The organism is Corynebacterium ureicelerivorans (assembly GCF_000747315.1).
Classification (GTDB): Bacteria; Actinomycetota; Actinomycetes; order Mycobacteriales; family Mycobacteriaceae; genus Corynebacterium; species Corynebacterium mucifaciens.
Genome location: NZ_CP009215.1, coordinates 2,121,893 through 2,135,102 on the forward strand (window position 1 = coordinate 2,121,893; position 13,210 = coordinate 2,135,102).

Here is a 13,210-nt window from a genome sequence, read left to right on the forward strand (position 1 = left end):
CAGTTTTACCCATCATCTCGACCCCGACCGGGTTGAGCGGAAGGAACCTCATGAGCACTCCCCACCATTCCGGTGATCACCATGGTGATCACCCCGCTCCGGAAACAGACCACACCCACCACCCGGATCATGCCAGCCACGAACACCACGCAGATGCCGACACCCACGGCCAGGCGATGCCCCACGATCACCCGCACTCCGCCCTGGACGAAGACCACCAGGTTCATAGTCACGGCGAACACGCCGGACACAGCACCGCAATGTTTCGGGAACGCTTCTGGTGGTCGCTGATTCTGTCCATTCCCGTCGTTATTTTCAGCCCCATGGTCGCCCAGCTGCTCGGCTACAACCTCCCGGCATTCCCCGGATCCACCTGGATCCCCCCGGTGCTGGGCACGATCATCTTCGTCTACGGCGGAACGCCTTTCCTCAAGGGCGGATGGAACGAACTGAAATCCCGCCAACCCGGGATGATGCTCCTGATCGCCATGGCCATCACCGTGGCGTTTGTCGCCTCCTGGGTCACCACTCTGGGGCTGGGCGATTTTGACCTGGACTTCTGGTGGGAGCTGGCCCTGCTGGTGACCATCATGCTGCTGGGCCACTGGCTGGAGATGCGTGCTCTCGGGGCCGCGTCCTCCGCGCTTGACGCGCTGGCTGCCCTGCTGCCGGATGAGGCCGAGAAAGTCATCGACGGGACCACCCGCACCGTGGCCATCTCAGAGCTGGTCGTCGACGACGTCGTGCTGGTGAGGGCCGGCGCCCGGGTGCCGGCCGACGGAACCATCCTCGACGGAGCCGCCGAATTCGATGAGGCGATGATCACCGGCGAATCCCGTCCCGTCTTCCGCGACACCGGTGACAAGGTGGTCGCCGGTACTGTGGCCACCGACAACACCGTCCGCATCCGGGTGGAGGCTACCGGCGGGGACACCGCCCTGGCCGGGATCCAACGCTTGGTTGCCGACGCCCAGGAGTCCTCCTCCCGGGCCCAGGCCCTGGCGGATCGGGCGGCCGCGTTGTTGTTCTGGTTCGCGCTGATCTCCGCTCTGATCACCGCGGTGGTGTGGACCATTATCGGCAGCCCGGACGATGCCGTGGCGCGCACGGTCACGGTTCTGGTCATCGCCTGTCCGCACGCCCTGGGCCTCGCGATTCCGCTGGTCATTGCGATCTCCAGCGAGCGGGCCGCGAAATCCGGGGTGCTCATCAAGGACCGGATGGCGCTCGAGCGGATGCGCACCATCGACGTGGTGCTCTTCGACAAAACCGGCACCCTGACCGAGGGTGCGCACGCGGTCACCGGTGTCGCGGCAGCTGCCGGCGTCACCGAGGGCGAGCTGCTGGCCCTGGCCGCCGCCGCGGAGGCCGACAGCGAGCACCCCGTGGCCCGCGCCATCGTGGCGGCCGCGGCCGCCCACCCCGAGGCCTCCCGTCGGCAAATCCGTGCAACTGGTTTCAGCGCCGCCTCCGGCCGGGGGGTCCGGGCCACTGTCGACGGCACTGAGATCCTCGTGGGTGGGCCGAACATGCTGCGCGAGCTCAACCTCACCACCCCGGCCGAGCTCACCGACACCACCAGCGCCTGGACCGAGCGTGGGGCCGGTGTGCTCCATATTGTCCGCGACGGTCAGATCATCGGTGCGGTGGCCGTCGAGGACAAGATCCGCCCCGAATCCCGCGCCACCGTGAAAGCCCTGCAGGACCGCGGGGTGAAGGTCGCGATGATCACCGGTGACGCGCAGCAGGTGGCCCAGGCCGTTGGCCAGGACCTGGGGATCGATGAGGTCTTCGCCGAGGTCCTGCCCCAGGACAAGGACACCAAGGTCACCCAGTTACAGGAGCGTGGCCTGAGCGTGGCCATGGTCGGCGACGGTGTCAACGACGCCCCCGCTCTGACCCGCGCGGAGGTCGGTATCGCCATCGGGGCCGGCACGGATGTGGCCATGGAATCCGCCGGAGTGGTCCTGGCCAGTGATGACCCGCGGGCAGTGCTCTCGATGATTGAGCTCTCGCAGGCCAGCTACCGCAAGATGATCCAGAACCTCATCTGGGCCTCTGGCTACAACATCCTCGCCGTGCCGCTGGCCGCCGGCGTGCTCGCCCCGATCGGGTTCGTGCTGTCCCCGGCCGTGGGCGCGATCTTGATGTCTGCCTCGACCATCGTTGTGGCGCTGAACGCCCAGCTGTTGCGCCGCATTGATCTGGATCCGGCCCACCTGGCTCCGGCCGAGTCGAAGGAGGAACACACCACGCCTACTCCGGCATCCACCGCCGTCCGCTGATAGTGTCTCCGCTTTCTCCGGTCCAGTCTGGACCAGTTCCAGCGTGTCCACTAAACGGGGGCCAGGCCTAGGCAGCCGGTTTGATTACGGCTAGATGTTGCGGGTCGTGGTGACAACCTTGCCCTCAACGCCCGGCCAGGTGCCCGCCTCGATCATGCGGTTCTTACGCTCGACCCAGAAGTCGGCGTTGCGGATGCCCAGCGCCTCGGGGTCGAAGTGCGGGTCGATGCCGGCCTTCTTCTGGCGGCGGTAGTCCCACAGGCACTTCAACGCCGGGACCTGCAGGAAGATGATCGCCACAATGTTGAGCCATGCGGTGGCACCCACACCGATGTCGCCTAGCGCCCAGGCGGTGCCCGGGGTGGTGGTCGCGCCGACAAACACTGCGACGAGGATCAGGCCGCGCAGCAGCCAGATGATCGTCCTGCGGGCACCCTCGTTCTTCACCCAGCGGTTCAGGTAGGTGAAGTTTGTCTCTGCCATGTAGTAGTACGCCAGCACGGTGGTGAAGGCGAAGAACATGATTGCCAAGGCAATGAACGATGGTCCCAGACCGGCGGCAAAGGAGTTCAGGCCTTCTTGGACGTAGCCGGGGCCGACGGGAACGCCGTCGGGAAGCGAGCCTGCGTAGCGCAGCGCGCCGTCCTCTGACTGGCCCCCGAACACCTTGTACATGTCGGTGGAAATGATGATGAACGCGGTGGCGGAGCAGACGAACAGTGTGTCCACGTACACCGCGAACGCCTGGACGAAGCCCTGCTTGGCCGGGTGGGAGACCTCGGCCGCTGCGGCGGATTGCGGGCCGGTGCCCTGGCCGGCTTCGTTGGAGTAGATGCCGCGCTTCACGCCCCACATAATGGCGGCGCCGAGCATCCCGGAGAACGCGGCCTCCTGGTCGAAGGCTGCGCGGAAGATGGTTCCGAAGACGTGCGGAATCTCGGAAGCGTTGGCGAACAGCACCACGATGGCGACGATGATGTAGATTCCGGCCATAAACGGCACGACCATGGAGGCGAAGTTCGCGATGCGCTTCACGCCGCCGATGATGATGACACCGAGGAGCACGGCCATCACCGCAGCGGAGATCTTCACGTCGATCCCCCATGCATTATCGACGGCCGCAGCCACGCCATTGGCTTGGATGCCCGGAAGGAAGTACGACGTGGCAAGCAACATGCATACAGCGAAGATGATGGCGTAGACCAGCATGAACGGGGCGGCCTTGGTGTGCTTGTAGGTCTTCTCGATGTAGTACGCGGGGCCGCCACGGTACTCGCCGGTGTCCCGGTCCGTCTCCTTGTAAATCTGCGCGAGGCAGCACTCGATGAACGAGGTGGCAGAACCGAGCAGCGCCACGAGCCACATCCAGAACACCGCGCCCGGGCCGCCGAACGCAATCGCTGTGGCCACGCCGGCGATGTTGCCCACGCCAACGCGGCCGGCGAGCGAGATCATCAGCGATTGGAATGAGGAAATGCCCTGCTCCGAGCTTTCCCCGGACTTCAGTTGGGTGATCATGTCCGGGATGCAGCGGATCTGCAAAAACAGGGTGACGAGGGTGAAATACGCACCGGCGCCGAGGCACAGGTACACGAGCCAGTTCGACCAGATGACGCCGTTGAGCGTCTCGATAACACCTTCCACGGTGTCCTCCTTGTAGTGGTGTGCGCTGGGGGTTTGTCGGGGAAACGTCTAAGTAACTAAGGAAAATAGGCCATCCAACCGTGTTTCGCGTCACTTTTCGTGTAAAACTAGATTCTCAACACTAAACAACATGAACTGTCGCTCAGTTAACGCACCAGGTGGCTGCGCAAATCCGGAAGGACTCAGATGGAATCACCCAACCCGAAGCCGCAATCCCGGCGCCGGTTCTCCCCTGCTTGGCCGGTCAAGGATTTGCCGGCCGGTTCGAGCGTGCTCGTAGATGAGCTGGATAACCCGGCGTTCGGCGACGGTGCCGACCCCACCGTCGGCGCTGCCTCTGAGTCGAACCCGAAGGCGAAGGGGGTGTGGCGCTTCTTCGTCTACAGCGCGATCGGCATCTTCGCCTTCTTTGTTCCGTTTTCTATCAACGGCTCCAAGTCCACGATTCTGCTGGACCACATCGTCACCTGGATCACCTCCACCCTGGGCGAGAACACTCGTTACCTGGCCCTTATCGCCATCATCGCCGGCACGATCTACCAATTCGTCTCGGGGCGCTGGAAGGAGGATTACGCCCGCATGGCGTTTGCTGCACTGTCGGTGCTGGCCATCGTCTTGTGCGCAATGCTTACGTTCGGCTTCGGCCCATCCTGGCTATTCAACCCGGATATCGGCCCGTTCATCCTGGATAAGCTGGTCATCTCCGTCGGCCTGCTCATCCCGGTCGGCGCAATCTTCCTCGGACTGCTCGTGGGCTTCGGCCTGATGGAGTTCATCGGTGTAATGGTGCAGCCGATCATGCGCCCCGTGTTCCACACTCCCGGCAAGTCCGCGGTGGATGCGGTCGCGTCGTTTTTGGGTTCGTACTCGCTCGGCCTGCTCATCACGGACCGCATGTACAAAAACGGCAGCTACAACGGCCGGGAGGCCACGATCGTGGCATCGGGCTTTTCCACCGTCTCCGCCACGTTCATGGTCATCGTGGCCAAGACGCTGGACATGATGGAGCACTGGACCGCGTACTTCTTCATTACGTTCATCATCTCGTTCATCGTCACCGCGATCATGGTGCGCATCCCTCCGACGTCGCGCATCCCGGAGGACTACTTCCCGGGCGCCACCCCGCACCCGGAAAAGGAGGTCACCGGCAACCGTTTCAAGGCCGCGTGGCGCGAGGCGAAGCTGGAGCTCAATCGCGCGGAGCCGTTAGGCAAGGTGCTGTGGACGAACTTCCGCGACGGGTTGGTCATGGCAGTTCAGGTCACCCCGGGCATCATGGCGGTTGGCACGATCGGCCTCGTGTTGGCCGCCTACACCCCGGTTTTTAAGGTGGCGGGCGTCGTGTTCTACCCACTGGTGTGGGCGCTGCAGCTGCCGGATCCCTGGGCGACCTCGGGCGCGCTGGCCACCGGTTTGGCAGAGATGTTCCTACCCGCCACCCTTGTGGCCGGCTCGGGCGACATGGTGCTGAAGTTCACCATCGCCGTGGTGTGCGTGAGCCAGATCTTCTTCTTCTCGGCGATGGTCCCGGCGGTTTTGGCCACCGACATTCCGTTGAGCATTTGGAAGATGGTGCAGATCTGGTTCATTCGCGTCGTGCTCACCGTGCTGATCACGGTGCCGGTGGCCCACCTGCTGTTCTAGGGCGCGTTTGCTTAGCGACGCAGCTTCGCACCCACAACCGCATCGTCTATCAGCCGCGCGGCGGCCTTGGCGGTGCGGTTATCTACGTCGAACTCAGGGTTGAGTTCGACCACGTCCAGCAGCGCCACCCGCCCCGTGGACGCCACGGCTGCAACCATGGCGCGCAGCGTGGCGTACTCCACGCCGAAGCCGGCCGGGGCGGACACGCCCGGAGCGACGGCGGCGGGCAGGACGTCCAGGTCGATGGAGAGGTGGATGGGCAGGTCGCCCTCCACGGTGGCGAGTGCGCGCTCGGCGGCCTCGCGCACGGTCATCTCCGCAAGCTCGGTATCGAGCACGGTGGTCACGCCGAGCTCGTCGGCGGTGTCGAACAGCACCTTGGTGTTGTTGGGTTTTGAAATGCCGAACACGGAGTAGTCGAAGTCGTCGCCGACCAGGCCCGCGATCTGCCTGAACGGGGTGCCGGAGGTGGGGCGGGTGGCGGAGCGCAGGTCGAAGTGGGCGTCAAAGTTGATCACCTGCATCGGGCCGATGGCTTCGTATGCGCCGCGGTGGGTGGCAAAGGAGGTTTCGTGCCCACCGCCGAGCACGACGGTCATACCTTCAGCACCCTGGGCGCTGACAAGGTCGCGCACCCGGTCGGACAGCTCGCGCTGGGAGCCTTCAAGGTCCTCGTTTTGGGTGGTGACGGTGCCGGCGTCGATGAGCGTGCTTGCTTTGTGCACCGCGAGCGAGCCGAGTGCGGTGCGCAACGCTTCCGGCCCCTTCGCCGCGCCCTGGCGGCCGCCGTTGCGCTCGACGCCCTCGTCGGACGCGTAACCGATTAGGTGCACGGCCCCTTCGGCCGGTGCGGCGGCGGTGTCCACGACGCTGTGCCAGCGCGCATGCTCGGGGCCAGGGCCGTCGTCGCGGCCGGACCAGTCGGATGCGGGGGTGAAAAGCTCAGCGGTAACGGTATTCATGCGTTCCGAGCCTAGCGCCGCAGGCATACTGAGGGCGATGAGTAAGCCCCAGGTCCCCGCCGCGCACAACGTTCTGCGCATCCTGGCGCTGTTGTCCACCACGGACGCGCCGATTTCCGCCACCCGCATCCAGCGCGAGCTGGGCCTGCCGCGGTCCACCACCTACCACCTGCTGCGCGAGCTGGAAGATTCCGGGTTCGTGGTGCACCTGCACAAGCCAAGCACGTACGGGTTAGGGCTCGCTTCCTACCGGATGGCGCAGGCCTACACCACGCAGCAGCCGCTGGTGCGCTTGGCTGCGAAGCCGCTGGCGCGCATCGCCCAGGTCGCAGGCGGCTCGGCGCACTTGACGCGCCTGGCGGGTTCGGAGATTGTGTACCTTCACGAGGTTCGCGCTCCCGGCGCTGTGTCGCTGGTCACGCAGGTGGGGGTGCGCTTGCCGTCGCTGTTGACCGCTTCGGGGCGCATCATGCTGGCGCAGCTGCCGGAGGCGGAGCTGCGCGCGGCCTACAACTCCTCGGGCGAACACCGCCACTACAGCGAGATCAAGCAAGAGCTCTCCGCTTATCGACGCCAAGGGTACGCTACCGAGCGCGAAGCGGTCTCTCGCGGCCAGGAGTCCGTGGCGGTTGCGGTACTCGACCACCTGGCGCGCCCCGCGGCGGCACTGGCAGTGACGTTTCCCGTTGACAGCGTGGACACGCAGCGCCTGGTCACCGCATTGGCGGAGGCTGCGTCTGGGCTACGAGAACAATTCTTTGGGAATGTGTGACGTGGAGCACAAAGGGGGCCTAATATCGCGCCCATGACACAAACAGTTGCTGTAGGAATTGGGGCCCCGTCCGTCGAGGACGTTGTGGCCGTCGCCCGCCATGGTGCCGAGGTCGTCATCGACCCGGCCGCACTGGAAGAAATAGCCGCTACCCGGCAGCGGGTGGAAGAACTCGCTTCCGACCCCACCCCGATCTACGGCGTCTCCACCGGTTTCGGAGCCCTGGCCACCAAGCACATACCGGAAGACATGCGCGCCCAGCTGCAGGTCTCGCTCGTGCGCTCCCACGCCGCAGGCTCAGGCCCAGAGGTGGAGGACGAGGTCATCCGCGCCCTGATGCTGCTACGCCTGTCCACCCTCTGCACCGGCCGCACCGGCGTGCGCTCGGTGGTGGCGGAAACGTACGCGGCAGCCCTCAACGCCGGCATCACCCCGGTGGTGCGCGAATACGGCTCGCTGGGCTGCTCCGGCGACCTCGCACCCCTGGCGCACTGCGCGCTGGCTCTGCTCGGCGAGGGCGAGGTCCGCGTCCGTGGCGGCGAGATCGTCCCGGCCGCCCAAGCGCTGGCCGAGGCCGGCATCGAGCCGCTCGTGCTGCGCGAGAAGGAGGGCCTAGCGCTGATCAACGGCACCGACGGCATGCTCGGCATGCTCTGCCTGGCCGTCGCGGATCTCCGGGAGGCCGCGAAGGTATCCGACATCGCCACCGCCATGAGCGTGGAGGGACTCAACGGCACTCTGTGCGTCTTTGAAGACGACCTGCAGCAGCTGCGCCCGCATCCCGGCCAGGCGGACTCTGCATACAACATCCGCACCGTCGCCGCCGATTCGCCGATCTTGGCCGCCGCGCTCGAGGGTTTCAAAGCCAACGACGTGCAGGACGCCTACTCCATCCGCTGCGCCCCGCAGGTCGCCGGCGGGTTCCGCGACACCCTGGAGCACGTCACCACTGTGGCCAACCGGGAACTTGCCGCTGCCAATGACAACCCAGTGGTTACCAAGGACGGCCGGGTAGCTTCCAACGGCAACTTCCATGGCGCGCCCGTGGCCTACGTGCTGGACTTTTTGGCCATTGTGGTGGCGGACTTGGCGTCGATAAGCGAACGGCGTACCGACCGCTTCCTGGACCCCGCCCGCAACCGCGGCCTCAACGCTTTCCTTGCGGACGACCCCGGCGTGGACTCCGGCCACATGATCGCCCAGTACACCCAGGCCGGCATCGTCGGCGAGCTCAAGCGCAACGCGGTGCCCGCTTCCGCAGATTCCATCCCTTCGTCGGCGATGCAGGAAGACCACGTCTCCATGGGCTGGTCCGCCGGGCGCAAGCTGCGCCGCAGCATCGACGGGCTGCAGCGCGTGCTCGCCGTGGAGATCCTCACCGCCGCGCGCGCCCTGGACATGCGCGACGGTAAGCCTTCCGCCGGAACCGGCGCGGCGGTGTCCGCCCTGCGCACGCGCGTGGCAGGGCCCGGCACCGACCGCTATCTCTCTCCCGAGATCGAGCAGTCGGTGCAGCTGGTTAAGGGCGGCGACTACGTCGCAGCGGTGGAGGCCGCAGTAGGCGAGCTGCGGTAGGGCGCCAAGCTCGCGCGGAATCTCACATGCAAGACAACAGCCAACTCAAGGATCGCTGCAGCCATTGCCCAAAGCATATTAGCGTTTGACAAGTTACCTGCATCACATCAAGTGGAAGGAATAGAGAAGTGAAGTGGCACCCACAGAGCGAGAAGAACCCGCTGCCGTACTCCCCGTTCAAATCGAGCACGATTCCGCGCCCCATCGGATGGCTCTCCAGCGTGGATCCCGACGGGAAAGAAAACATCGCACCGTACAGCCAGTGGCAAAACCTAACGTTCGACCCGCCAATGGTGATGTTCTCCGCAAACCAGTATCCGGATGGACGCCGTAAGGACACTGTCCTCAACGCCGAGCAAACCGGTTGGTTTGTGTGGAATATGGCGACCTACGACCTTCGCGAGGCGGTGAATATTTCCGCCATGGCACTCGACCACGATGAAAGCGAGTGGTCCCACCTGGAAGATCAAGGCGTCACGAAGACTTATGCCGACAATCACCGGATACCGATGGTGGCCGAAAGCCCAGCCAAATTCGAGTGCAAGTACAAGACCACTTTGCGCATCCCAGGCGACACCCCGGTCGGAACGATTGACCTCGTCGTGGCAGACGTGATGACGATCCACATCAACGACGACTTCATCGATGACGACGGCAAATTGGATGTCCTCAAAATGAAACCGATCTCCCGCATGGGTTACTTCGACTACACAGTTGTCACCGACAAGTTTGAGATGAGGGTGCCCGGCTCAGACTCTGCCGCACAGGCAGGACTGGAAGGATCGGCGTGATGAGCGGCGCCGAACAGTGCCCGCACGAGATACGCATCCGCCCCGGGACTGCAACCTCGTACGGTCCCCGGACCGGAGACGGAACGAAGGAAAACTCGCTGCAAAACAGCTACGGGACATGGTGGTCGCTAATTTCAGCAACGTACTTGAAAGGGGTTGCCACGACGCTGTCTCTCGCCACCGCGATTTTTGGCGGCACGGCACCGTATCTCAACGCTTTGGCTGGGCGAACAAGGACATCCACAAGTGTTCCAGTACTACCTGCTGGCTATGGCAATTTCGTTCGTAGCGACTGGACCGCTCATGTGGGAAACCAAGGACATCGAGCTGTAGAAAGGTGCGTTAAACGCCGGCCACTGCAAACCCCCGGAACCGGGCATGCGCTGGGTCGCTTCCTAGGGTTTGAGCGCACCCACGAGCGCTCCCGCACGAAAGTCTCGCACCCGAGACAAATTGCCTTACGCTCCCCTCCCCACACCCTGTGACGTGGGTTACTGTCTACCCGTTAACGCGATTGAGCAACAATAGAAAGGATTCCCATATGGCGAAGAACTGGTCCGAAGGCGCACGCGAGGTCCGCGCCCCGCGCGGCACGGAAATCTCCGCGAAGTCTTGGCAGACCGAGGCTCCGCTGCGCATGCTGCAGAACAACCTCGACCCGGAGGTTGCGGAGCGCCCAGACGACCTCGTCGTCTACGGCGGCACCGGCCGCGCCGCTCGTAGCTGGGAAGCCTTCGACGCGATTGTGGAGACCCTGAGGGACCTCGAATCCGACGAGACCCTGCTGGTTCAGTCCGGCAAGCCGGTTGGTGTGTGGAAAACCAACGAGTGGGCGCCGCGAGTGCTCATCGCCAATTCCAACCTGGTGGGCGACTGGGCGAACTGGGAGCACTTCCGCAAGCTCGAGGACGAGGGCCTGATGATGTACGGCCAAATGACGGCCGGCTCCTGGATCTACATCGCCACCCAGGGCATCCTGCAGGGCACTTACGAGACCTTCGCGGCTGTGGCGAAGAAGCGTTTCGACGGCACCCTGGCTGGCACCCTGACCCTGACCGGCGGCTGCGGTGGCATGGGTGGCGCACAGCCGCTGTCCGTCACCCTCAACGGCGGCGCCTGCCTGATCGTGGACGTGGACGAGGGCCGCCTGAAGCGTCGCCAGGGCAAGCGCTACCTCGACGAGGTCACCACCGACCTCGAGGAAGCCATCAAGCTGGTCACCGACGCGAAGAACGAGAAGCGCGCGCTGTCCGTGGGTCTTGTGGGCAACGCCGCAGAGATCTTCCCGGAGATGCTGCGCCGCCACCGCGCAGGCGAGTTCACCGTCGACATCGTCACCGACCAGACATCCGCGCACGATCCGCTGTCCTATCTGCCCTCCGAGATCCCGTTCGAGGACTGGGACAACGAGGCGGATTCGGACCCGACCACCTTTACCAAGAAGGCCCGCGAGTCCATGGCTGCCCAGGTGCAGGCCATGGTCGAGTTCCAGGACGAGGGCGCCGAGGTGTTCGACTACGGCAACTCCATCCGCGACGAGGCCCGCAAGGCCGGCTACAACCGCGCCTTCGAATTCCCGGGCTTCGTCCCGGCCTACATCCGCCCGCTGTTCTGCGAGGGCCTCGGCCCCTTCCGCTGGGTTGCCCTCTCCGGTGATCCGGAGGACATCAAGGTCACCGACCAGGCCATCAAGGAAGCCTTCCCGGAGAACGAACACCTGCACCGCTGGCTGGACGCCGCCGAGGAGTACGTCGAGTTCGAGGGCCTGCCGGCGCGTATCTGCTGGCTGGGCTACGGCGAGCGCGCCAAGGCCGGCGTGATCTTCAACAACCTGGTCAAGGAAGGCAAGGTCAAGGCCCCGATCGTTATCGGCCGCGACCACCTGGATTCCGGCTCAGTGGCGTCGCCGTACCGCGAGACCGAGTCCATGCTCGACGGCACCGACGCCGTTGCGGACTGGCCGCTGCTCAACGCCATGACTGCCGTTTCCGGCGGCGCTACCTGGGTGTCTATCCACCACGGTGGCGGCGTGGGCATGGGCCGCTCCATCCACACCGGACAGGTCACCGTGGCTGACGGCACCGAGCTCGCCGAGGCGAAGCTCAAGGCCGTGCTCACCAACGACCCGGGCATGGGCGTCATCCGCCACGTCGACGCCGGCTACACCCGCGCCAATGAGGTGGCCAAGGAGCGCGGCGTGCGCATCCCGATGGAATTCAAGGCGCGCGACTAGTCCCGCCCGCAAGCGCTGACGTTTCCCCTCGTGGGCGCGTCAGCGCTTCTCATTACCCTGGGCCCTGCAAAACCCCCAACGAAAGGCACTCATGAGCACCCTCATCACCGGTATTTCCGAGCTGCGCACCGTCTCGGAGCTCGGGACCATCAAAGACGCCGCCATGCTTATCGACGACGGCGTGGTCACCTGGGTCGGCCCCGCCAACGAGGCGCCGGCTGAGGCGGCGAAGGCGGAGGAAACTGTAGACGTCGAGAAGCGAGCCGTGCTTCCTGGCTGGGTGGACTCGCACACCCACATGGTCTTCGACGGCAACCGCGCTGAGGAGTTTGAAGCGCGCATGGCCGGCGAGTCCTACGCCGCCGGCGGCATCGCCGTGACCATGGAAGCGACCCGCTCCGCAGGCGAGGAGCGCTTGGACGCGCTGGTCGCAGAACGCGTCGCCGCAGCCCACGCGCTGGGCACCACCACCTTCGAAACCAAGACCGGCTACGGCCTCAACGTTAAATCCGAGGCCGAAGCCGCGCGCGTCGCCTCGCGCCACGTGGACGAGGTCACCTTCCTCGGTGCCCACCTCGTGCCGCCGGGGACGGACGCGGAAGAATACGTCGAGCAGGTCGTCGGCCCGATGCTCGACGCGGTGAAGGACCACGTCCAGTGGATCGACGTGTTCTGCGAGCGCGGCGCGTTCAACGAGGAGCAGTCTCGCCGCGTCCTCGAGGCCGGCAAGGCTGTTGGCCTGGGCGTTCGTGTGCACGGCAACCAACTTGGCGAAGGTCCGGGCGTGAAACTCGCCGTGGAGATGGGCGCAGCCAGCGTGGACCACGTGAACTACCTGTCGGACGAGGACATTAAGCTGCTCGCCGATTCCGATACCGTGGCCACGCTGCTGCCCGCCTGCGACCTGTCCACCCGCGAGGAGCTGGCCCCCGGCCGCAAGCTCATCGATGCCGGCGCGACCGTGGCCATCGCCTCCAACCTCAACCCGGGCACGAGCTTTACCTCCTCGATGAACTTCTGCGTCACCACCGCGGTGCTGCAGCAGCACCTCACCCTCGACGAGGCCATCGAGGCCGCGACCACCGGCGGCGCCAAGGCCCTGCGACGCCACAATGTCGGCAACGGGAAGGATCCCCAGGGCCGCCCCGCAAAGGGCACCCTCGTCCCCGGCGCGGCGGCCGACCTGCACATCCTAGACGCGGAAAACGCCATCAACCTCGCGTACCGCCCGGGCATGCCGATTACGTGGCAGACCTGGGTGGCGGGCGAGAAGGTCTACGGCTAGGGGCTGCCCGGCGCGCCCT

Annotated in this window: 10 protein-coding genes; 7 read left to right on the forward strand and 3 right to left on the reverse strand. The window is 65.1% G+C overall.

Annotated features, from left to right (window positions below; genetic code table 11):
- Positions 1-5: 5 nt before the first annotated feature.
- Positions 6-242 (reverse strand): hypothetical protein, encoded by a 237-nt coding sequence (locus CUREI_RS12700; RefSeq protein WP_236627199.1) that lies wholly within the window; start codon positions 240-242, stop codon positions 6-8.
- Here CUREI_RS12700 and CUREI_RS10425 point away from each other — a divergent pair.
- Positions 177-2,285: a copper-translocating P-type ATPase gene (locus CUREI_RS10425; RefSeq protein WP_236627200.1), complete on the forward strand. Its 2,109-nt coding sequence runs from the start codon at positions 177-179 to the stop codon at positions 2,283-2,285. The two genes, CUREI_RS12700 and CUREI_RS10425, sit on opposite strands and share 66 nt — an antisense overlap.
- Before the next feature lie 90 nt (positions 2,286-2,375).
- On the opposite strand, the gene CUREI_RS10430 is transcribed toward CUREI_RS10425, so the two are convergent.
- A complete protein-coding gene (locus tag CUREI_RS10430) occupies positions 2,376-3,929 on the reverse strand; it encodes an alanine/glycine:cation symporter family protein (protein WP_051952344.1) in 1,554 nt (517 codons plus the stop codon).
- Positions 3,930-4,115: 186 nt separating this feature from the next.
- Between CUREI_RS10430 and CUREI_RS10435 the strand changes: the two genes are divergently transcribed.
- Complete coding sequence (locus CUREI_RS10435; RefSeq protein WP_084768339.1) at positions 4,116-5,573, forward strand: YjiH family protein; 1,458 nt, start codon at positions 4,116-4,118, stop codon at positions 5,571-5,573.
- 11 nt (positions 5,574-5,584) lie between these two features.
- On the opposite strand, the gene hutG is transcribed toward CUREI_RS10435, so the two are convergent.
- Positions 5,585-6,535, reverse strand: a complete 951-nt coding sequence (gene hutG, locus CUREI_RS10440; protein WP_038613312.1) for a formimidoylglutamase — start codon at positions 6,533-6,535, stop codon at positions 5,585-5,587.
- A 37-nt stretch (positions 6,536-6,572) separates the two neighbouring features.
- Here hutG and CUREI_RS10445 point away from each other — a divergent pair, with 37 nt between their 5' ends.
- From CUREI_RS10445 to hutI, 5 genes are all read left to right on the forward strand, one after another.
- Positions 6,573-7,307: an IclR family transcriptional regulator gene (locus tag CUREI_RS10445; RefSeq protein ID WP_038613314.1), complete on the forward strand. Its 735-nt coding sequence runs from the start codon at positions 6,573-6,575 to the stop codon at positions 7,305-7,307.
- Positions 7,308-7,340: 33 nt separating this feature from the next.
- Complete coding sequence (gene hutH, locus CUREI_RS10450; protein WP_038613322.1) at positions 7,341-8,882, forward strand: histidine ammonia-lyase; 1,542 nt, start codon at positions 7,341-7,343, stop codon at positions 8,880-8,882.
- A gap of 128 nt (positions 8,883-9,010) precedes the next feature.
- Positions 9,011-9,673: a flavin reductase family protein gene (locus CUREI_RS10455; protein ID WP_038613324.1), complete on the forward strand. Its 663-nt coding sequence runs from the start codon at positions 9,011-9,013 to the stop codon at positions 9,671-9,673.
- A gap of 541 nt (positions 9,674-10,214) precedes the next feature.
- Positions 10,215-11,906 (forward strand): urocanate hydratase, encoded by a 1,692-nt coding sequence (gene hutU / locus CUREI_RS10460; RefSeq protein ID WP_084768342.1) that lies wholly within the window; start codon positions 10,215-10,217, stop codon positions 11,904-11,906.
- A gap of 91 nt (positions 11,907-11,997) precedes the next feature.
- The gene (gene hutI, locus CUREI_RS10465; protein ID WP_038613326.1) at positions 11,998-13,191 is read left to right on the forward strand and encodes an imidazolonepropionase; all 1,194 of its coding nucleotides are present in this window, start codon (positions 11,998-12,000) and stop codon (positions 13,189-13,191) included.
- The last annotated feature ends 19 nt before the right edge of the window (positions 13,192-13,210 follow it).